Raw genomic sequence first — 19,632 nt, forward strand, 5'->3', positions numbered from 1 at the left:
AAGGAGGCATTGAGACTCGTTTCCATCCAGGAGCCCCGCACATGCCTCGCCCGACGTTCCGTCCCGGCCTGCTCGCCCTAGCCATCGCCCTCGCCGTTCCCGCACCGTTCCTCCACGCCGCCCCGGCCGAACAGGCCAGCGTGCGCGACTACCGCATCGCCGCCGGGCCGCTGGCAGGCACCCTGAACCGCATCGCGGCCCAGGCCGGCCTGGTCCTCACCCTGGATCCGGCGCTCGCCGAAGGACGCAGCGCCCACGCCGTGCAAGGTCGCTTCGACGCGCCCGGCGCATTGCGCGAAGCGCTCAAGGGCAGCGGCCTGGAACTGGTGGAAAATGCCGGCGGCACCTACAGCCTGCGCAAGGTGCCGGAAGACACCCTGTCGCTGCAGGCGATGACGGTCAGCGGCGCCGAGGAAGACCCACTGGGGCCGACCAGCGGCTACGTGGCCAAGCGCAGCATGACCGGCACCAAGACCGATACGCCGATCCTCGAGACCCCGCGTTCGATCTCGGTGGCGACCCGCCAGCAGATGACCGACCGCGCCGTGCACAACCTCGACGACGCGGTGCGCTACATGCCCGGCGTCGTCGCCAGCAGTTTCGGCAGCGACTCCCGTTCCGACTGGTTGAAGGTGCGCGGCTTCAAGCCGACCCAGTTCCTCGACGGCCTGCCGATGGCGGTCGGCGTCTACAACAACCCGAAGCTGGAAACCTGGAACCTGGAGCGTGTCGCCCTGTTGCGCGGCCCGGCCTCCTCGGTCTACGGCCAGACCCCGCCGGGCGGCATGCTCGACATGGTCAGCCTGCGTCCGCAGAACGTCGCCAGTCACGAGGTGAAGGCCGAGGTCGGCAACTACAACCACAAGCAGGTCAGCTTCGACAGCACCGGCCCGCTCGACGACGAGGGACGCTTTCTCTATCGCGTCTCCGGCGTGGTGCGCGACAGCAACACCCAGGTCGACCATATCGACGACAAGCGCTACAACATCGCCCCGAGCCTGACCTGGAACATCGACGACGACACCAGGCTGACCTTCCTCGGCCAGTTCAACCGCGACGATACCGGCATCACCAGCCAGTTCCTGCCGCTACGCGGAACCAAGTACGACGCGCCGTTCGGCAAGGTTTCCCATCACAAGAACCTCGGCGATCCGGACTGGGAATACTACGACCGCACCTACTACTGGCTGGGCTACGCCTTCGAGCGGCGGATCAACGATGTCTGGCAGTTCCGCCAGAACCTGCGCTACCTGCGCAACGACCTGTCGTTCCAGGCGCTGACCCCAGCCAGCTATTACGCTGCCGCCAGCGACGACGGTACCCTGCAGCGCACCAGCACATCAGTGGACGAAGACGTCAGCCAGTTCGTGGTGGACAACAACTTCCAGGCCGACTTCGACACCGGCGCGCTGCGCCACACCCTGCTGCTGGGCCTGGACCACAACCGGACCACCAACGAATACACCTCGATCTTCGGCTTCAATGTACCGCCGACCAACATCAACAACCCGATCTACGGCCAGCCGATTCCCAAGCCGCCGCGTTCCGACGCGTACTACGACTACAAGCAGAAGACCTACCAGACCGGCCTCTACGTCCAGGACCAGATCGCCCTCGACAACTGGCGCCTGACCCTCGGCGGTCGCGAGGACTGGGTGCACACAGGCGCCACCTTCTACAACAAGGGCGACGCCACCAATACCAGCCGCGACAAGAAGTTCAGCGGCAACGCGGCGCTCAGCTACATCTTCGACAATGGCGTGGCGCCCTATATCTCCTATGCGGAGTCGTTCCAGCCCACCACTGGCGCCGATATGAACAGCACCAGTTCGCTGAAGCCGACCGAAGGCAAGCAATGGGAAATCGGCGTGAAGTACCAGCCGGTAGGCTCCGACTCGCTGTTCACCGCCGCGGTCTATGACCTGCGCCAGGAGAACGTCAGCGTGTCGCAGAACATAGGCGGCACGCCGGTCACTTCGCAGACGGGCGAAGTGAAGGTCTCCGGGATAGAACTGGAAGCCACCAGCAACGTCACCGACAACCTGAAGATAATCGGCGCCTATAGCTACACCGACACCGAAGTGAAAAAAGGCCAGTACGCAGGCAACCGCCTGCAACAGGCGCCGCGCAACCAGGCCTCGCTATGGGCCGACTACACCTGGCACGAGGGTGCGCTGAACGGTTTCAGCGTGGGTGCCGGCGCCCGCTACGTAGGCTCGACCTACGGCGACCAGGCCAACACCTACGACGGCTACGCCGGCTCGTACACCCTGTACGACGCCGCCGTGCGCTACGACCTGGGCCAATTGAACGGCAGCCTGAAAGGCGTCAGCGTGGCGGTCAATGCCAACAATCTGTTCAACAAGGACTACCTGGCGTCCTGCGACGGCTACTACTGCTACTACGGCGACCAGCGCAGCGTGGTGGGCAGCGTCAGCTACAAGTGGTGAGCGACGCGTCACAGGTGCGTAACGGCGGATAACCGCTTCGCGGTTATCCGCCCTACCGCAGAACGTACCTTCCGGGCACCGGATGCCCTCCTCCCGCCTGAGGGAGAGGGCCGAGATATCGGCAGCCGGCGCAATGGGGAGGACCTGCATTCCGGGCGCCGGAGATCATCGTTCACCCCGCGATCCGACCCCACAGCGCGCTGGCGTCGTCGTGGATCTTGAAACGCGGGAAAGCCAGGGCCTGGTCGTCGCCCTGTTCGATCTCGCGCAACTCGTCGAGCATGGCGCTCACTCCGACGTCCTCGAGGCGCCGCAGCAACTGTTCGTCGGTATAGCGGCGGAAAGGCTCGACCAGCCGGTCGAAGCCGTCGGTCATCAGCACGAAGGAACGCAACGCGGCGAGCGGCAAGGTCTCGCGCTGCACCTGGCCGAGCCAGCGGTCGCTGATGTCCAGCGCCCAGTAGCCCTCGGGCTTGTTCATCAGCAGGCGGTTCTGCCGCACGCGCGGGCGGCTGGCCTTGAACAGTTCGGCGTGATCCCACTGCGGATGTTCCTCGCGCATCCGGCAGAAATGCGCCAGGGATTGCCGATCCAGTTCGTGTAGGGCCGAATCGCCGAAGCTGCGTACCTGGCCGTCGGCGCCTTCGACGAGGATCCGGCTGTCGCCGATGTTGAGCAGTTCGATTTCTCCGCCGCGAATCCGCAGCAGGCTCAGGCAGGCCGCCGGCATGTCTTCGAGGTCGTGCCAGTCGCGGCCGCTCTGGGCGCGGAAGTCGCCCTGGATATCGTTGAGCAGGCGCCGCAGCAGGGTCTCGCTGGATTGCTCGGGCTCGACTTCCAGCAGCAACCGCAGGTGCCGGTCCACCGCCTGGGCCAGCCAGCGCGCGTCGCTTTCCACGCCCAGCACGCTGCGACCGATGCTGGTGGCACCGTCGATCACCCAGGCGGCCTGCGCCGTGCAGCCCAGCGCATCGTCGTTCACCGCGCCCCCCGCGCGGCATTCCGCCCCGAGTATTTCCACTGTGGCCATTCGCAGTTCCTCCTATGCTCAATGCGCTGCCAGAATAGCAAGACAGAGCCTTTCCACGTTCCGCTCGTCGTTCCGGGAGAACCGTATGCGTCACCTGCCCTACCCGCTGCTGGGCCTGTTCCTGGCCCTGTCGTCGACCGGCGCCGCCCTGGCCGGCGAACAGTACTACCCGCTGGACAAGGGCTCCGCGCCCTACGCGGTCGCGCCCAGTGCACAGGGTGCGGTCTGGTACGGCGCGGACGGCGGGCATTCGCTGGGGCGCCTCGACCCGACCAGTGGCGAGAGCGTGCAGGTGCCGCTCGGCGAAGGCGCGCGGCCGCGAGCCATCGTCAGCGACGAGAGCGGCAACGCCTGGGTGCTCGACAGCGGCCTCAACGCCATCCTTCGCATCGGCGGCGAGCGCCTGGGCAGCGAACGTTTCCCGCTACCGGCCAAGGCCGCGCCGGCCGGGCTCGAGTCCGCGGTATTCGACGACGACGGGCGCCTCTGGTTCACCGGCAGCCGCGGCTTCCACGGTCGCCTCGACCCAGCCAGGCGCCTGGTGGAGGTCTGGCCCTCGCCCCAGGGCAAGGCGGCGAACGGCATCTGCGTCACCCCGGACGGCGAGGTCTGGTACGCGCAGGACGACGCGCTGGTGCATGTCGATCCGCTCGACGGCAGCGCCGAGCGGTTGCCCGCGCCTGAAGGCACGAAGGCCTTGCGCGGGATCGGCGCCGACTCCATCGGCAGGCTCTGGGCCAGCGACAGCGGTGGCGCCCGGCTGTACCGCTACGATCCCAGCGATGCCTCGTGGCAGAGCTGGCCGCTGCCGGACAGCCAGGCCCGCCCGGACAGCCTGCGGGTCGACGCCATGGACCGTGTCTGGCTGCACGACGCCGCCAGCGGGGCGCTCTTGCGTTTCGACAGTGAGCAGGCGACATTCCGCGTCCTGCCCAGCGACCGGCCGGCGCCCGGCAACGCCCTGCTCGGCGGTCGCCCCGGAGAAACCTGGAGCGCCGAGCCTGCCGCCGATCGTCTGCGCGTCGTCCGCGACTGATCCTTCCAAGGAGCCCGCATGAGCGCTACCCATACGCTGTTTTACGCCGCCGCCTCGCCCTTCGTGCGCAAGGTCCTGGTCCTGCTCCACGAAACCGGCCAACGCGAGCGCGTGGCGCTCGAGGAAGTCACGCCGACGCCGGTCGCGCCCATCCGGCAGCTCAACGCCAGCAACCCGGCCGGCAAGATTCCCGCCCTGCGCCTGCCGGACGGCCAGGTGCTGCACGACAGCCGGGTGATCTGCGACTACTTCGACCAGCAGCACGTCGGCGAACCGCTGATCCCCCGCGAAGGCAGCGCCCGCTGGCGACGCCTGACCATCGCCTCGCTGGCGGACGCCGTCCTCGACGCCGCGGTGCTGACTCGCTACGAGACCTTCGTCCGCCCCGAGGAGAAGCGCTGGGACGCCTGGCTCGAGGCACAGCGGGAAAAGATCGCGCGGTCCCTGGCATGGCTGGAGAGCGACTGCATCGCCGAACTGCAGGCGCGCTTCGACATCGCCGCCATCGGCGTCGCCTGCGCCCTGGGCTATCTCGACCTGCGCCAGCCGGAGTGGGACTGGCGCGGCCGCTACCCACGACTCGCCGCCTGGTTCGCCGAAGTCAGCCAGCGCCCGTCGATGCAGGCCACCCGCGCCTGACCCCGAGGCCCGCCGACGCCTGCTGCCGCCGCAGACGTTCGGCGCGTTGCAGCCAGGCCGCCGAGGGGCCGGGGAACAGCAGGCCGATCCGCGCCGCCAGGCGCTCGCCGTCGCGACGGTCGTCGCGCAGGCCGACATAGCCGTTCATTTCCAGCACACCAGGCGGAACAGCAGCAGGCCCAGCAACAGCGCGCTCTGTCCGAGCCCCATGCAAAGCTCCAGGAAGGAGCGCACGTGCGGATTGCCGGCGGCGCCCTCGATGCCGCTGAGGCCTTCCCAGAATCCGTCCGGCATCAGCACCAGCATGGCGTGGGCCAGGGGCTTGCCGCTGGCGATCCAGTACTCGATCAGGCCGAACTTGCCGAAGAACAGCAGGAAGATCAGGATCACGCCGCTGACCAGCAGGCCGAGGGCGGCACAGAGGGTGAACTCGAAGAACAGGCGCATGCTTTTCCTCCTTGGAAATCGGCGGCGGCCGGCGCCGCCGCCCTCGTCGTCAGGCCTTGGCGGGTACGGCCGGGAGGTCCTTGCGGCCGACCCCGTACCAGTCCAGGCGGCGGGTCAGCACCATCACCGCGGCAAGCACCGCGAACAGCAGCAGCGAGCCCATCAGCAAGGCGTAGTCCTCCGCGCTCAGCAAGCCGTAGAGCAGGCCGTACAGCCCTGCCAGGCCGACGCTGAAGCCCAGCCCTCGGGCCACGCTGCGCAGGACGAAGCACAGGTAGAAGCCGATCAGGCCGACACAGGCTCCGGCGGAGACCAGGTAGGCCAGCTCGAAGCCGACGTGCTCGGCCAGCGACAGCAGCAGCAGGTAGAAGAACGCCAGCGCCAGGCCGACCAGCGCGTACTGGACCGGGTGTACCGCCAGGCGCTTGAGCACCTCGAAGAGGAAGAAGCCGGCGAAGGTCAGGGTGATGAACAGCAGCGCGTACTTGATCGCGCGGTCGGCCTTCAGGTACTGGTCCACCGGATCGACCAGGCCGACGCCGAAGGCGCGCGCCTGGAAACCGTCGCAGCGCTGCTCCTCCACGCAACTGCGCAGCGCCTCTTCCATGTTGGTGGCGAAGAAGCTGGTCTGCCAGCGCGCGGTGAAGCCCTCGGCGGTGATCTCCCGCTCGCTGGGCAGGAACTCGCCGCCGAAGCTCGGGTGCGGCCAGTCGGCCTTCAGGATGACCTGGCTGTCGCGGCCCACCGGCACGATGTCCAGCCGCTCGCTGCCGAGCAACGACAGGTCGAAGGCGTACTCCAGGCGCTGCGCCTGGCGCCCGTCGACGCCTTGCAGCGGTGCGTGCACACCGCTGCCGAGCAGGCCGACCCGGCTACCCGGCTCGAAGTCGACGCTGGCACCGTTGAGGGACAGGCGCAGGGCATTCTCGATGCCGCGGATGTCGCTGATGCCCATCGCCAGGAACGGCGTTTCGAACTGGTAGTCCTCCAGGTCTTCTTCGATGCCATAGTGCGCAGGCACCTGGAAGTAGCCGGCGACCTTGTTGTCGACGTGGTACAGGCGCGCCTGGTAGATGCCACGGTAGCGCAGCTCGGTGCGCATCTGCCCGTCGAGGGCGAAGCGGTCGGGCAGGAAGTACAGCTCGCCGCGCTGCTCGCGCTCCTGCAACACGCGCTTCTCGGTCTTCTCCTCGGTGACCCACTCGCGCACCGTCCTGCGGTACGGCACCACCAGCAGCGGGCCGGTGAGGCGCTGGCTGTAGCTGGAGCTGCGGGCGATATCCTGCAGCACGCCGTCACGAACCTCCTGGCGATCGCGGATCAGGCCGTCGATCATCAACAGGGGAATCAGCAATAGCAGGATGAGTAGGGCGATGGCGCCGAGCTTGTAGGCCAGCGTGCGGTTCATGGGGGGACTCTCCGTCGGGGTGATGGCGGAAAGTCTGCGGCGCCGCGATGGCGGGCTTCGGGTCGCCGTGTGGAGAGTCGATGGAGTTTCCGTGGAGGCGCCTCAGCCGCGCGACAGCCAGAGCAGCGCCTCGACGCCGTCGTCGCGGTTGCCGACCTGCAACCGGCCGCCATGCAGTTGCGCCACCTCGGCGACGAAGTTCAGTCCCAGCCCGGTGCTCTTGCGCCCGCTGGCCGGGCGCGGCAGCGAGTAGAAGCGTTCGGTGAGGCGCGCCAGGGCGTAGTCGGGAATCGCCGGCCCCTGGTTGAACAGGCGCAAGGCGATACCCTCGCCGTCGACCTCGGCGAGCAGGCGAAGGATGCCGCCGGGCGGGGTGAAGTCGAGGGCGTTGTCGAGCAGGTTGGCCAGCGCCTGGCGCAGCAGGAACTGCTCGCCGCGAACCTCGCAGGGACCTTCCAGGCGGTTCTCCACCCGCAATCGCTGGCGCTGGATACGCGCCGCCTGGCCTTCCAGCAGGGACGCGGCGATCTCCCGCAGGTCGACCTTGCCGACCTCCTCCAGGCCTTGCCGCTGCTCCACCTGGGCCAGGCTCAGCAGGCGCTCGATCAGTTGTTGCAGGCGCTCGCTCTCGCCGGCGATGTTGCCGACGAAGCGCGCCCGCTGCTCGGCCGGCATCTCGCCGTCGAGCAACTCGGCGGCGCCACGGATCGCCGCTAATGGGCTCTTCAGTTCGTGGGTCAGGGTATGCACGTAGCGCTCGACGTAGTCCTTGCCTTCCAGTTGCGTGCGCATGCGTTCCACCGCGTCGGCCAGTTGCGCCATCTCGCCGCCGCGATAGCGCGGCAGCTCGGCGCGGCGCCCCTCGCTGACCGCCTGTGCGTACTGGGTGAGGCGCCGCAGCGCGCCGCTGAGCCACCAGGAGAGCAGGCCGCCGACCAGCAGCCCGAGGGCGATCAGCCCGGCACCGAGCCAGGCCAGGCGCCGCTGCGAGCGGTCGATGTAGGGTTGCAGGCTGCTGTTCGGCTTGGCCACCGAAACCACCCCGATGATCTTCCCACCATCCTTGATCGGCGCCGCCACGTACATCACCGAGGAATCCGGGTCGTCCGGGTCTTCGCGGCTGGAGCGCGCGCCGTACTGGCCCCGGAGAGTCAGGTAGACGTCGTTCCAGCGCGAATAGTCCTGGCCGACAGCCACCCCGGCGGAGTCCAGCAGCACCTTGCCGCTGGCGTCGGTGACGTAGATGCGGTGGTTCACCGCCTCCTTGCGCAAGCCCCAGATATCCGCCTGCGGCACGCGCTTGCCGTAGTCCTCGAGCATCTCCGGCAGGTCGCTCTGTGCCAGGGTGCCGTTCTTCACGTCCTGGCGGAGGATCTCGGCGAGCAGGTTGGCGGTGTCCACCAGGGTTTCCTCGGTGGACTGGCGCACGCCGGGGCGCACTTCGTCCATCACCGTGCTCAGCACGAAGTAGCCGGTGAGACCGACGAACAGGAAGTAGACCAGGAAGATCCGAACGCCGAGCGGCATCAGGCGTGGTCCGGGCTGTAGCTGTAGCCCAGGCCGCGATGGGTCTGGATCGCTTCGCCGCGTTCGTTCACCTGGCGCAGCTTGGCGCGCAGGCTCTTGATGTGGCTGTCGATGTTGCGCTCGTAGCCGGCCTCGCTGGCGACGCCGAGGGCGTCGAGCAACTGCTCGCGGCTGAATACCCGCTCGGGCTGCCCGAGCAGCGTCTGCAACAGGCGGAACTCGTGGCGGGTGAGGTTGAGCGGGGTGTCGCGGTAGTGGATCCGCACGCGCTCCTCGTCGACCTGGAACGGCCCGCTCGGCGCGGCCCCTTCCAGCGCCGCCGGGCGCGGCGCCATGCGCTTGAGGATGGCCTTGACCCGAGCCGCCACCTCGCGCGGGCTGAACGGCTTGACCACGTAGTCGTCGGCGCCGATCTCCAGGCCGACCACGCGGTCGATCTCGGCATCGCGCGCGGTGAGGAAGATCACCGGCACCTCGGAGAACCGCCGCAGGCGCTTGCAGGCCTCGAAACCGCTGATGTCCGGCAGACCGACGTCGAGGATCAGCAGATCCGCCGGCTGGCGCTCCTGCAACGCCAGCGCCTCGCCGGCGAGGGTCACCCAGGTGGTGGCGAAGCCTTCGGCCTGCAGGGCGTAGAGCAGGGTGTCGGCAATCGCGGCTTCATCTTCGACGATCAGGATATGCGGCATGGCGTGACGGCGGCTGACGGGAATGCCGGAACGGTGCCGCAAGCAGGCGCGCGCGTCAATCGCGCCGCCGGTGGCGTAGGACGCTTACTTGCAGGTGGGCTTGTCGGCGACGAAGCGCTCGGAGGGATCGACCGCGACGCGGAATTTGCGCAAGCCCTTGGTGCCCATCAGGAACGGATAGTTGAAGGCGCTGCGGTCGGTTAGGTTGACCTCGATGGTCTTCATCGCTCCGCCCAGGCAGACCTGCAGGTCGATCACCGGGCGTTCGCTCAGGCGGTCCTCATCCTCGTCCTCGCCGTTGCGGTTGTCGGCGCGGTTCTTGATCTTGCCGATGCGCGCCAGCTTGTGCTCGAACACCGAGCCGTCGGCCTCCTTGGTGGCCAGCCGGAAGCGCACCCACTCCTCGCCGTCGCGCTGGAACAACTCGATGTCCTTGGCCGACAGCGAGGAGGTGTAGGCGCCGGTGTCCATCTTCGCCTGCAGGGTGCGGTCCAGCTCCGGCAGGGAGACCCATTCGTAGCGGCCGTAGAGGTTGGGTTCGGCGGCGAGGACCGGCAGGGCGAACAGCGAGAGCAAGGCAAGGGCACGCTTCACGCGGGCATCTCCTGAAGTGATACGAGGTCCACATAGGACTAGCACGGCGCGGTTTCGTTCGCCACGCCGGCGGCTTGGGCGGCGCGGCGCGGATGCGTATGATGGGCCGCGTCGACCCACACCCAGGACAGGGAAACCAACCATGCGGAAACTGTTGACCGGCCTGACCAGCAGCCTTCTGCTGCTTCTCAACACGCTGATCCTGATCGGCCCGATGATGCTGATCGCACTGCTCAAGCTGGTGCTCCCCGGCCAGCGCCTGAAGGACCTCTGCTCCAGGGGCGTGATGTGGATCGCCGAGACCTGGGCGGAGATCGACAAGTGGATCTTCGCCACCTGCACGCCGACGGTCTGGGACGTGCGCGGCGCCGGCGACCTGCGCCAGGACACCTCGTACCTGGTGGTGAGCAACCACCAGTCCTGGGTCGACATCCCCGCGTTGATCCAGGTGTTCAACCGGCGCACCCCGTACTTCAAGTTCTTCCTCAAGAAGGAGCTGATCTGGGTGCCCTTCCTCGGCCTGGCCTGGTGGGCGCTGGAGTATCCGTTCATGAAGCGCTATTCCAAGGCCTTCCTGGAGAAGCACCCGGAACTCAAGGGCAAGGACCTGGAGATCACCAAGGCCGCCTGCGAGAAGTTCAAGCGCATCCCGGTGACCGTGGTGAACTACCTGGAAGGCACGCGTTTCAGCGAGCAGAAGAAGGCCCGGCAACAGTCGCCCTATCGCCACCTGCTCAAGCCCAAGGCCGGCGGGGTGGCCTTCGTCCTCGCCGCGCTGGGCGAGCAACTGGACGCCCTGCTCGACGTCACCGTGGTCTACCCGAGCGACAAGGTGCCGGGATTCTGGGACCTGCTCTGCGGACGGGTGCCGAAGGTGATCGTCGACATCCAGACCCGCCCGATCGATCCCGCCCTGTGGCAGGGCGACTACGAGAACGACCCGGTGTTCCGCCAGTACGTGCAGGAATGGGTCTCGCGCATGTGGGAAGAAAAGGACGAACGCATCGCCCGCTTGCGGCAACTGCGCTGAAGTACCGGCCGAAGCACACCCATCTCGTAGGGCGAATAACCGCAACGCGGTTATCCGCCGTTTCCACGGCGCAGCGGCGGATAACGCCGGGGGCGTTATTCGCCCTACCGGTGCGGGCAACGAATACCCGGGGTCGCACCCACCTCGTAGGGCGAATAACCGCAACGCGGTTATCCGCCGTTTCCACGGCGCAGCGGCGGATAACGCCGGGGGCGTTATTCGCCCTACCGGTGCGGGCAACGAATACCCGGGGTCGCACCCACCTCGTAGGGCGAATAACCGCAACGCGGTTATCCGCCGTTTCCACGGCGCAGCGGCGGATAACGCCGGGGGCGTTATTCGCCCTACCGGTGCGGGCAACGAATATCCGGGCGCCGCACCCACTTCGTAGGGCGAATAACCGCAACGCGGTTATCCGCCGATCCGCTGGCGGCAGATCAGAGCAGCGACGAGCCGCCCGCCTTGCTCACTCCCCAGAGATTGCTCAGGCTGCCCAGCAGCTCGCTGTTGGCGCCCTGCTTGCCGAAGTAGTCGACCAGCACCTGGGCGAACTTCTCGGTCATCCCGCTATCCATGCCCAGGGTGCCGAAGGCCTTGTTCACGTCGCCCATGCTGTCCGCATTGCCGAGCAGCGAACCGAGGCCCTTGCTGTCGCCGCCGCTCTTGCCGAGCACGTTGCCGAGCCCGCCGAGACCGGCCAGGGCGTTGTTGCCGGCCAGCTTGTCGAGGCCGGGGATGGTCTTAACCAGTTGCGAATAATCGTTGCCGGCCAACTGGTTCTTGGCCAGGCCGAGCAGGGCGCCGGTACCGCCGACCGCCTGCTCCTGGCTGACCCCGAGCTGGCCGGTGAGTGCGCCGAGCAGACCGCTGGTCTGCGGGGTGGTGGCTACCTGGGCGGAGTCGCCCTGGGATGCCCCGGCGACCGCCTTGGCGGCATCCCCGAGATTGAAGGCGAACGCGGAGGCGGCGCTGAGCAGCAGGGCCGCGGCCAGGGTAGCGTGGGTGGTGACGCGCATCGGCAATTCCTCATGAGATATCGAACGCCCCGGCCGCATTCGCAGGCCGGGGTGAGATTTCGACCGGCCGGCCGGTGCCTTGTTCCCCAACCTTGGTCGGGTCACTTGGCCTTCGGCTTGTCGGCCTTGCCCTTGGCGGCGGCGCCTTTCTTCGCCGCCGGCTTCCTCGCCGCCGTCGCGCGGCCCCTGGGCGTCTCGCCGGCGCCGGACTTCTTGCGTGCCGCCGGCTTCGGCGCGGTGCCCTTGCGGTAGCCGACGCCGTCCTTGGCATCGTAGAAGAAGGTGACCGTCTCGCCCTCTTTCACCTCGCCCTTGAGCATCGCCGTGGCCAGGCGCGTCTCCAGTTGCTGGCGGATCTGCCGCTTCAGTTCGCGGGCGCCGAACTCCGGCTGGTAGGCCTCTTCGGCGAGGTGGCCGACCAGGCTGTCGTCGATGTGCAGGTAGATGTCCTGAGCGTGCGCGGCGCGCTTCACCCGCTCCAGTTGCAGGCGCACGATGTCCTCGATCTGCGCCTTGCTCAGCGACTCGAAGACGATCACCTCGTCGAGGCGGTTGAGGAATTCCGGGCGGAAATGTCCGCGCAGGGTAGTCATCAGTTCGCGCTTGAGCTTCTCCGGCGGCTGGGCGAACTCGCCGGCCTGGGCGTTCTTCATGATCAGCTCGGAGCCTAGGTTGCTGGTGGCGATGATGATGGTATTGGTGAAGTCCACCACGCGCCCCTTGCCGTCGGTCAGGCGGCCGTCGTCGAACACCTGCAGGAGGATGTTGTTGACGTCGGCGTGGGCCTTCTCGATCTCATCGAGCAGGATCACGCTGTACGGCCGCCGGCGCACCCGCTCGGTGAGCTGGCCGCCCTCGTCGTAGCCGACGTAGCCCGGCGGCGCACCGATCAGCCGGGACACCGCGTGGCGCTCCATGTATTCGCTCATGTCGATGCGGATCATCGCGTCTTCGTCGCCGAACACCACCTCGGCCAGGGCCTTGGCCAGCTCGGTCTTGCCCACCCCGGTCGGGCCGAGGAACAGGAAGGTGGCGATCGGCCGGCTGCCCTGGCGCAGCCCGGCGCGGGCCAGGCGCACGGCGTCGCTGACCGCGGTGATCGCTTCCTGCTGGCCGATCACCCGCTGGTGCAGGCGCTCTTCCATCTGCAGGAGCTTCTCGCGCTCCTCGGCGGTCAGTTCGGTGACCGGGATGCCGGTGAGCCTGGAGATGATCTCGGCGATGTCCTCGACCCGCACCTCCTCGGTCTTCGACCCCTGGGTCTGCTGCCAGCGCTCGGTGATCTGCTCGAGGTGTTCCTTGCGTTCCTGGATGCGTTTCTCGAAGACCTTCGCCTCGTCGTACCACTTGCGGCTGGCGGCGTAGTCCTGCTCGCGCTTGAGCTGCGCCAGCTCGGCCTCCAGTTCCTGGATCTCGGCCGGCCGCGAGGTGCTGGCGATGCGCACGCGGGCGGCGGCCTGGTCGATCAGGTCGATGGCCTTGTCCGGCAGGAAGCGGTTGCCGATGTAGCGGTCGGACAGCTCGGCGGCGGCGACGAAGGCCTCGTCGCGGATGGTCACCTTGTGGTGGCCTTCGAGCTTGTCGCGCAGGCCACGGAGGATGGAGATGGTCTGCTCCACCGTCGGCTCGGGGATGAACACCGGCTGGAAGCGCCGCTCCAGCGCGGCGTCCTTCTCGATGTACTTCTGGTACTCGTTGAGGGTGGTGGCGCCGATCAGGTTCATCTCGCCGCGCGCCATCGCCGGCTTCAGCACGTTGGCCACGTCCAGCCCGCCTTCGCCGCCGCCCTGGCCGGCACCGACGATGGTGTGCACCTCGTCGATGAACAGGATGATCTCGCTCTGCGCCGCCTGCAGTTCGTCCATCACCTGCTTGAGGCGTTCCTCGAACTCGCCGCGGTACTTGGCGCCGGCGACCATGGCGTTGATGTTCAGTTCGACCAGGCGCTTGTCGCGCAGCACCTCCGGCACCTCGCCCTGGACCATGCGCTGGGCCAGGCCTTCGACGATGGCGGTCTTGCCGACGCCGGGCTCGCCGATCAGCACCGGGTTGTTCTTCTTGCGCCGGGCGAGCACCTCGATGGTGGTCTCGACTTCCTTCGAGCGGCCGATCACCGGATCGAGCTTGCCTTCGCGGGCCAGCCGGGTCAGGTCGCGGCTGAACTTGTCCAGTTGCGGAGTGTTGCTCGGGCCGTCCACGCGGCCATCCTCGGCGCCCTTGCCGACCACCTTGACCGCTTTCTGCCGTAGCGCCTGCTCGGTCAGGCCGTACTTCTTCAGGAGCGTCCCGGCGAAGCTGTCCGGCACCGCCGCCAGGCCGAGCAACAGGTGCTCGGGGCCGACATAGCTGTGGCCGAGTTCGCGGGACAGGGCGAAGGCATGCTGCAAGGCGCTCTTCACCCGCGGCGAGATGGTCATGTCCTCGCTCGCCTCGCCCTTGCTGGCGCCGCGCACGGCGTTGGCCTCGATGTACTGCTTGAGGTCGGCCGGCGACAGGCCGAACTGCTTGAGCACCGCCTGCACCACGTCGGCGTCGGCCAGGGCGTAGAGCAGGTGCTCGGTGTCCACTTCGCGCTTGCCGAATTCGGCAGCGACCTGCGCGGCGCGTTGCAGGTACTCGGTGGTCTGCTTGCTGAAGTATTCGGCGATGTCCACCGCCTCCGGCTCGCGGGCGCGCACCGGGGTGACCGGGCTCTGCTCGCCGAAGCCGGAGAAGATCTCGTCGAACGGGCTGCCGCCGCCGAACAGCGACTCCAGCGGCGAGCGCATGCGCTGCTGGCGCATCAACTGGCGGTAGTGCAGTTCGCAGAGGGCGAGTTCGCGGCGCTGGCCGTTCTGTACCAGGCTGACGCGGGCGACGGCGGGACGTTCGTGGCAGATAGCGCAAAGTTCCTGGGCCATGGGAGGACTCCTGTTTCCACGGAAGGTGGGCTTCGGCGACGGCAGCGGCGACCGGGGTCGCCGAGCGCTGCGTGGAGAACATCGCGACAAGGCGGTGAAGCACGCGCCGTCGAGCATGCAACGCGGGACATGTCCGTGCAATGACGAAGCGCCGGCGTCGCATCCGCAGCCACTGACGGGGTGACTCTTGAGTACTAGCACAGCAGCCGGCGAGCGCCAGCGCTTCGGCTTGACCCAGGACAATGAAAGGCGACCGCTCTGGCCCGCGACTTCCGCCGCAATGCCCGCTGTTCGCCCCGATCCGGTCGTCGGCCGTCCCATCGCGGCGAGAACTTCTCTATGCTTGGGCCCTGTCCGCCCGAGGGAGCCCGTCCATGAGCGAGCCGTTCCAGCTCACCCCCCGCATCGCCCGCCAACTGCCCTGGCTGGTCGCCGTCGCCTTCTTCATGCAAGCCCTCGACGGCACCATCCTCAACACCGCACTACCGAGCATGGCCAGTTCGCTGAACGAAAACCCGCTGCGCATGCAGGCGGTGGTGATCGCCTACCTGCTCACGGTGGCCCTGCTGATACCGGCCTCGGGGTGGATCGCCGACCGTTTCGGCACACGCCGGGTATTCCTCGGCGCGGTATTGCTGTTCAGCCTCGGCTCGTTGCTTTGCGCGCTGTCGCCGAGCCTCGAACTGCTGGTCGGCGCGCGCATCGTACAGGGCGTCGGCGGCGCGCTGATGATGCCGGTGGGACGGCTGGTGATCCTGCGCGTCTACCCGCGCCAGGACCTGGTGCGGGTGCTCAGCTTCGTCACCATTCCCGGCCTGCTCGGCCCGCTGGCGGGACCGACGCTGGGCGGCTGGCTGGTGGAGTACGCCTCCTGGCACTGGATCTTCCTGATCAACCTGCCGGTCGGCCTGCTCGGCTGCCTGGTGGCGATGAAGCTGATGCCGGACCTGCGCAGCCCGGTGCCGAGCCGTTTCGACAGCATCGGCTTCCTGCTCTTCGGCGGCTCCATGGTGCTGATCTCCATCGCCCTGGAAGGACTCGGCGAGCTGCACCTGTCGCACCTGCGCGTGGTCCTGCTGCTGATCGGCGGACTGGTCCTGCTCACCGCCTACTGGCTGCGCGCGCTACGCATCGACAAGCCGCTGTTCCCACCGAGCCTGTTCAAGGCGCGGACCTTCGCCGTCGGCATCCTCGGCAACCTGTTCGCCCGCCTGGGCAGCGGCGCCCTGCCCTTCCTCACCCCGCTGTTGCTGCAGGTGGGACTGGGCTACCCGCCCTCCACCGCGGGCATGACCATGATCCCGCTGGCGCTGTTCGCGATGGTCGCCAAGCCGATGGCCAAGCCACTGCTGGACTTCTTCGGCTATCGCAAGCTGCTGGTCGGCAACACCCTGATCCTCGGCTGCCTGATCGCCGGCTTCGGCCTGGTCGACCAGGACACCCCCTACGTCTGGCTGCTGCTGCACCTGAGCCTGCTCGGCGCGGTGAACTCCCTGCAATTCACGGCGATGAACACCCTCACCCTGATCGACCTGCAGGACAGCAACGCCAGCAGCGGCAACAGCCTGATGTCGGTGGTCGTGCAGTTGTCGATCAGCCTCGGCGTGGCTTGCGCGGCGGCGTTGCTGGGCGGTTTCCAGACCGACCTGGATACGGGGCAGGACACCGTACTCGGCGCCTTCCACGCCACCTATGTCAGCGTCGGCCTGATGTCGATGCTGGCCGCGGCGATCTTCTTCCAGCTCGGCAGCGAGGACGGTCGCACCAGCCCGCGCCGGGTCGATCCGGAAAAGGACCCGGACCTCTAGGATGGCCTGGATCGCTACGCTCAAGCGCTGGGCTCGCGAGCTGAAGACCGAGGTCATCGCCCTCTGGCTGTGCAGCCGCCATCCGCACATGCCCTGGCTGGCCCGACTGGTGGCTCTGCTGGTGGTGGCCTATGCGCTGAGTCCGATCGACCTGATCCCGGACTTCATACCGCTGCTCGGCTACCTCGACGACCTGTTGCTGGTGCCGCTGGGGATCTGGCTGGCGATCCGCCTCACCCCACCCACGCTGCTCGCCGAGTGCCGCGCGCGGGCTCGCGAGGTCGAGACGCACCCGCGCAACCTGTGGATGGCTGCGCTGATCGTGCTGTTCTGGGTGGCGCTGGGCGCTGGACTGCTGCGCTGGTTCTTCTACTGAGCGGCGAGCGCGCTGCAGGTAGGTTTGCGGGTAAAGGTTCGGGACACGTCGACCGCGCCGAGGTGTTCGAGCGTGCGGCGACCGAGCAGCACCGGATAGTTCATGTTGCCGCGGTCGCGCAGGGAGAACTGCTCGCGCAGCAGCTTGGCGCCCAGGCAGATGTCCATCGCCACCACCGGACGGCTGTCGCTGCCGCCGGCGCCGCGTACCTTGATCAGCCGCAGCACCTTGCGCTCGAAGGTCACGCTGACCGGCGCCTTGCTGTCGGCGGTGGGCAGCACGACATCGAAGCGCACCCAGCGCTCGCCGTCCTTCCTGTAGCGATGGATATTCCTCGCGTCCAGCGACGAGGTCAGCGCGCCGGTATCCAGCTTGGCCTTGGCCTGCATGCGCTCGGGCATCAGCCAGGACTGCTCGATCCAGCCCCAGTGCTCGGTGGCGGCATGGCAGGACGCGGAAGAGAACGACAGCGACAACAGCGCGGCGAAGGCCAGACGACGGGATTGCACAGGCTTCATCGAAACGACTCCGAACGGGACCGGGCCACTCTGGGCGGGAACTCGTCAAGACAGGGTGAACGGCAGGCGAAGACAGTGTGACGGTTTTCTCCGGGCAATAAAAAACCCGGATGCTTCCATCCGGGTTCTTCGGGCTGGGGCCCAGGGATCTTAGTTGATCACCTGAACGCGCTCGGCCTGCATGCCTTTCTGGCCTTGTACGACTTCGAAGCTGACCTTCTGGCCTTCGGCCAGGGTCTTGAAGCCGTTACCTTCGATGGCACGGAAGTGAACGAAAACGTCCGGGCCGCTTTCCGGGGTAATGAAGCCGTAGCCTTTGGTTTCGTTGAACCACTTAACGGTGCCGTTCTGACGGGACATTGCAAGTTCTCCTTGGAACTATGGGTATTGATTTAGCCACGAAATCGTAGCCGGTAACTGAGTTGCAAGGAGTTACAAGGAGTCGAGCAGGACGGGCTGGAATTTCCGACCGCATCAGGTCACGATCGACGGCGACCCATGCAAACACAGTGTCAGCACTCTACGACAAAAAACTGAGGAAAGCGAACCTGTATAAAAATACAGAAACGCGCTTTTTTCGTTTTTCGGACGAACGGTACTGGCCAAAGATACATTGCCTGTCGCTGCTGCTCCGGCGGCGATCGCACGCGGCAAGCCGCCGCAGGCTGCTAGACTAGCCGCTCGTATCGCCTGCCGAGCCCTGCCCCGTGACCTCCACCGCTTTCTCCTCGCTGCCGCTTTCCGCGGACCTCCTGGCCAATCTCGACTCCCTCGGTTACCGGGAGATGACGCCGATCCAGGCGCAGAGCCTGCCGCTGATCCTCCAGGGTCACGACCTGATCGCCCAGGCCAAGACCGGCAGCGGCAAGACCGCGGCCTTCGGCCTCGCCCTGCTCAGCCCGCTGAACCCGCGCTACTTCGGCTGCCAGGCGCTGGTGCTGTGCCCGACCCGCGAACTGGCCGACCAGGTCGCCAAGGAGATCCGCCGGCTGGCCCGCGCCGCCGACAACATCAAGGTCCTGACCCTCTGCGGCGGCGTCCCCTACGGCCCGCAGGTGGCTTCGCTGGAGCACGGCGCGCACGTGGTGGTCGGCACCCCGGGGCGCATCCAGGAGCACCTGCGCAAGGGCACCCTGGTCCTCGACGGGCTCAATACCCTGGTCCTCGACGAAGCCGACCGGATGCTCGACATGGGCTTCTACGACAGCATCGCCGAGATCATCGGCCAGCTCCCCGAGCGCCGGCAGACCCTGCTGTTCTCCGCCACCTACCCGGACGGCATCGAGAAGCTGGCGAAGACCTTCATGCGCGATCCGCGACAGGTGAAGGTCGAGTCGCTGCACGCCGACAGCCAGATCGAGCAGCGCTTCTTCGAGATCGACCCGAAGCAGCGCATGGACGCCGTGGTACGCCTGCTCCAGCATTTCCGGCCGCAGTCCTGCGTGGCCTTCTGCCAGACCCGCCAGCAGTGCCAGGAGCTGGCCGACGCACTGAAGGCGCAGCGGATTTCCGCCCTGGCCCTGCACGGCGACCTGGAGCAGCGCGAGCGCGACCAGGTCCTGACGGTGTTCGCCAACCGCAGTTGCAACGTACTGGTGGCCACCGACGTGGCCGCCCGCGGGCTGGACATCGCCGCCCTGGAAACGGTGATCAACGTCGAGCTGGCACGCGACCCGGAGGTCCACATCCATCGCATCGGACGCAGCGGTCGCGCCGGCGAGAAAGGCCTGGCCCTGTCGCTGGTGGCGCCGGCCGAGGCCAGCCGCGCGCAGGCCATCGAGGACCTGCAGAAGCAGCCGCTGGCCTGGTACGCCCTCGGCCAGTTGAAGGCCAGCCCGGAGCCATTGCTGCCGCCGATGAGCACCCTGTGCATCGCCGGCGGACGCAAGGACAAGGTGCGCCCCGGCGACCTGCTCGGTGCCCTCACCGGCGACGCCGGGCTGCCCGGCAGCGCGGTGGGCAAGATCGCCATCTTCGACTTCCAGGCCTTCGTCGCCATCGAGCGCGGCCTCGCCCACCAGGCCCTCAAGCGCCTGAGCGAAGGCAAGATCAAGGGGCGCTCGTTCAAGGTCCGCCTGCTGTAGCGCGCCGCCGCTTCGCTCGCCGGGCCCGCTCCGGCGCGCGATATCGCCGCCGGGTAACTTCCGGCGCGGCGACGACGTCT

The 19,632-nt window shown here is 67.4% G+C and carries 18 protein-coding genes; 7 read left to right on the top strand and 11 right to left on the bottom strand.

Translation table 11 applies throughout. From position 1 onward, the window contains the following. Nucleotides 1-41: 41 nt before the first annotated feature. On the top strand, nucleotides 42-2,450 hold the full coding sequence (fiuA, locus tag HMPREF1224_RS25085) for a TonB-dependent ferrichrome receptor FiuA (RefSeq protein WP_010793527.1): 2,409 nt from the start codon (nucleotides 42-44) through the stop codon (nucleotides 2,448-2,450). A gap of 172 nt (nucleotides 2,451-2,622) precedes the next feature. Here the strand turns inward: fiuA and HMPREF1224_RS25090 are convergent, their stop codons facing one another. Then, entirely contained in the window at nucleotides 2,623-3,480 is an 858-nt protein-coding gene (locus tag HMPREF1224_RS25090) for a PP2C family serine/threonine-protein phosphatase (RefSeq protein ID WP_003099950.1), read from the bottom strand. An 85-nt stretch (nucleotides 3,481-3,565) separates the two neighbouring features. Here HMPREF1224_RS25090 and HMPREF1224_RS25095 point away from each other — a divergent pair, with 85 nt between their 5' ends. Next, nucleotides 3,566-4,516, top strand: a complete 951-nt coding sequence (locus tag HMPREF1224_RS25095) for a Vgb family protein (protein WP_003099948.1) — start codon at nucleotides 3,566-3,568, stop codon at nucleotides 4,514-4,516. An 18-nt stretch (nucleotides 4,517-4,534) separates the two neighbouring features. Beyond that, entirely contained in the window at nucleotides 4,535-5,155 is a 621-nt protein-coding gene (locus tag HMPREF1224_RS25100) for a glutathione S-transferase (protein WP_003142695.1), read from the top strand. Here HMPREF1224_RS25100 and HMPREF1224_RS25105 read toward each other — a convergent pair. The 6 genes from HMPREF1224_RS25105 to HMPREF1224_RS25130 form a co-directional block, all read right to left on the bottom strand. Next, nucleotides 5,118-5,303, bottom strand: coding sequence for a hypothetical protein (locus tag HMPREF1224_RS25105; protein ID WP_003084739.1), 186 nt, complete (start codon nucleotides 5,301-5,303; stop codon nucleotides 5,118-5,120). The genes HMPREF1224_RS25100 and HMPREF1224_RS25105 overlap by 38 nt on opposite strands. Then, nucleotides 5,300-5,602, bottom strand: coding sequence for a hypothetical protein (locus HMPREF1224_RS25110; protein WP_003084737.1), 303 nt, complete (start codon nucleotides 5,600-5,602; stop codon nucleotides 5,300-5,302). The genes HMPREF1224_RS25105 and HMPREF1224_RS25110 overlap by 4 nt, the downstream gene beginning before the upstream one ends. 49 nt (nucleotides 5,603-5,651) lie before the next feature. Next, nucleotides 5,652-7,010 (bottom strand): cell envelope integrity protein CreD, encoded by a 1,359-nt coding sequence (gene creD / locus HMPREF1224_RS25115; protein WP_010793528.1) that lies wholly within the window; start codon nucleotides 7,008-7,010, stop codon nucleotides 5,652-5,654. A gap of 102 nt (nucleotides 7,011-7,112) precedes the next feature. Beyond that, nucleotides 7,113-8,537 (bottom strand): two-component system sensor histidine kinase CreC, encoded by a 1,425-nt coding sequence (gene creC, locus HMPREF1224_RS25120; protein ID WP_010793529.1) that lies wholly within the window; start codon nucleotides 8,535-8,537, stop codon nucleotides 7,113-7,115. Then, nucleotides 8,537-9,226 carry a two-component system response regulator CreB gene (gene creB, locus HMPREF1224_RS25125; RefSeq protein WP_003084734.1) on the bottom strand — a complete coding sequence of 230 codons (690 nt, stop codon included), beginning with the start codon at nucleotides 9,224-9,226 and terminating at the stop codon, nucleotides 8,537-8,539. Before creB ends, creC begins: the two co-directional genes overlap by 1 nt. An 84-nt stretch (nucleotides 9,227-9,310) precedes the next feature. Next, a complete protein-coding gene (locus HMPREF1224_RS25130; RefSeq protein ID WP_010793530.1) occupies nucleotides 9,311-9,820 on the bottom strand; it encodes a retropepsin-like aspartic peptidase RloA2 in 510 nt (169 codons plus the stop codon). 142 nt (nucleotides 9,821-9,962) lie between these two features. Between HMPREF1224_RS25130 and HMPREF1224_RS25135 the strand changes: the two genes are divergently transcribed. Continuing rightward, a complete protein-coding gene (locus HMPREF1224_RS25135) occupies nucleotides 9,963-10,850 on the top strand; it encodes an acyltransferase (protein ID WP_010793531.1) in 888 nt (295 codons plus the stop codon). 437 nt (nucleotides 10,851-11,287) lie between these two features. On the opposite strand, the gene HMPREF1224_RS25140 is transcribed toward HMPREF1224_RS25135, so the two are convergent. After that, nucleotides 11,288-11,866: a DUF2780 domain-containing protein gene (locus tag HMPREF1224_RS25140; RefSeq protein WP_003084725.1), complete on the bottom strand. Its 579-nt coding sequence runs from the start codon at nucleotides 11,864-11,866 to the stop codon at nucleotides 11,288-11,290. 101 nt (nucleotides 11,867-11,967) lie between these two features. Beyond that, nucleotides 11,968-14,766: an AAA family protein disaggregase ClpG gene (gene clpG / locus HMPREF1224_RS25145; RefSeq protein WP_010793532.1), complete on the bottom strand. Its 2,799-nt coding sequence runs from the start codon at nucleotides 14,764-14,766 to the stop codon at nucleotides 11,968-11,970. 374 nt (nucleotides 14,767-15,140) lie between these two features. Between clpG and mdtD the strand changes: the two genes are divergently transcribed. Continuing rightward, nucleotides 15,141-16,574 carry a multidrug transporter subunit MdtD gene (gene mdtD, locus HMPREF1224_RS25150; RefSeq protein ID WP_003084717.1) on the top strand — a complete coding sequence of 478 codons (1,434 nt, stop codon included), beginning with the start codon at nucleotides 15,141-15,143 and terminating at the stop codon, nucleotides 16,572-16,574. Between the two features lies 1 nt (nucleotide 16,575). Then, entirely contained in the window at nucleotides 16,576-16,950 is a 375-nt protein-coding gene (locus HMPREF1224_RS25155) for a YkvA family protein (protein WP_003099935.1), read from the top strand. Here the strand turns inward: HMPREF1224_RS25155 and HMPREF1224_RS25160 are convergent. Continuing rightward, complete coding sequence (locus tag HMPREF1224_RS25160) at nucleotides 16,944-17,468, bottom strand: retropepsin-like aspartic peptidase RloA3 (protein ID WP_003099931.1); 525 nt, start codon at nucleotides 17,466-17,468, stop codon at nucleotides 16,944-16,946. The two genes, HMPREF1224_RS25155 and HMPREF1224_RS25160, sit on opposite strands and share 7 nt — an antisense overlap. Before the next feature lie 150 nt (nucleotides 17,469-17,618). Further along, on the bottom strand, nucleotides 17,619-17,828 hold the full coding sequence (locus HMPREF1224_RS25165) for a cold-shock protein (protein ID WP_003084710.1): 210 nt from the start codon (nucleotides 17,826-17,828) through the stop codon (nucleotides 17,619-17,621). A gap of 347 nt (nucleotides 17,829-18,175) precedes the next feature. Between HMPREF1224_RS25165 and dbpA the strand changes: the two genes are divergently transcribed. Next, nucleotides 18,176-19,552, top strand: a complete 1,377-nt coding sequence (gene dbpA, locus HMPREF1224_RS25170) for an ATP-dependent RNA helicase DbpA (RefSeq protein WP_003084703.1) — start codon at nucleotides 18,176-18,178, stop codon at nucleotides 19,550-19,552. Nucleotides 19,553-19,632: the final 80 nt, after the last annotated feature.

The sequence above is a fragment of the Pseudomonas sp. P179 genome (assembly GCF_000478485.2).
Classification (GTDB): domain Bacteria; phylum Pseudomonadota; class Gammaproteobacteria; order Pseudomonadales; family Pseudomonadaceae; genus Pseudomonas; species Pseudomonas aeruginosa.

Excerpts from the sequence above, each read along its gene's own strand:
- fiuA (WP_010793527.1), top strand. The coding sequence starts at position 42 with ATGCCTCGCCCGACGTTCCGTCCCGGCCTGCTCGCCCTAGCCATCGCC.
- HMPREF1224_RS25090 (WP_003099950.1), bottom strand. The coding sequence starts at position 3,480 with ATGGCCACAGTGGAAATACTCGGGGCGGAATGCCGCGCGGGGGGCGCG.
- HMPREF1224_RS25095 (WP_003099948.1), top strand. The coding sequence starts at position 3,566 with ATGCGTCACCTGCCCTACCCGCTGCTGGGCCTGTTCCTGGCCCTGTCG.
- HMPREF1224_RS25100 (WP_003142695.1), top strand. The coding sequence starts at position 4,535 with ATGAGCGCTACCCATACGCTGTTTTACGCCGCCGCCTCGCCCTTCGTG.
- HMPREF1224_RS25105 (WP_003084739.1), bottom strand. The coding sequence starts at position 5,303 with ATGAACGGCTATGTCGGCCTGCGCGACGACCGTCGCGACGGCGAGCGC.
- HMPREF1224_RS25110 (WP_003084737.1), bottom strand. The coding sequence starts at position 5,602 with ATGCGCCTGTTCTTCGAGTTCACCCTCTGTGCCGCCCTCGGCCTGCTG.
- creD (WP_010793528.1), bottom strand. The coding sequence starts at position 7,010 with ATGAACCGCACGCTGGCCTACAAGCTCGGCGCCATCGCCCTACTCATC.
- creC (WP_010793529.1), bottom strand. The coding sequence starts at position 8,537 with ATGCCGCTCGGCGTTCGGATCTTCCTGGTCTACTTCCTGTTCGTCGGT.
- creB (WP_003084734.1), bottom strand. The coding sequence starts at position 9,226 with ATGCCGCATATCCTGATCGTCGAAGATGAAGCCGCGATTGCCGACACC.
- HMPREF1224_RS25135 (WP_010793531.1), top strand. The coding sequence starts at position 9,963 with ATGCGGAAACTGTTGACCGGCCTGACCAGCAGCCTTCTGCTGCTTCTC.
- HMPREF1224_RS25140 (WP_003084725.1), bottom strand. The coding sequence starts at position 11,866 with ATGCGCGTCACCACCCACGCTACCCTGGCCGCGGCCCTGCTGCTCAGC.
- clpG (WP_010793532.1), bottom strand. The coding sequence starts at position 14,766 with ATGGCCCAGGAACTTTGCGCTATCTGCCACGAACGTCCCGCCGTCGCC.
- mdtD (WP_003084717.1), top strand. The coding sequence starts at position 15,141 with ATGAGCGAGCCGTTCCAGCTCACCCCCCGCATCGCCCGCCAACTGCCC.
- HMPREF1224_RS25155 (WP_003099935.1), top strand. The coding sequence starts at position 16,576 with ATGGCCTGGATCGCTACGCTCAAGCGCTGGGCTCGCGAGCTGAAGACC.
- HMPREF1224_RS25160 (WP_003099931.1), bottom strand. The coding sequence starts at position 17,468 with ATGAAGCCTGTGCAATCCCGTCGTCTGGCCTTCGCCGCGCTGTTGTCG.
- HMPREF1224_RS25165 (WP_003084710.1), bottom strand. The coding sequence starts at position 17,828 with ATGTCCCGTCAGAACGGCACCGTTAAGTGGTTCAACGAAACCAAAGGC.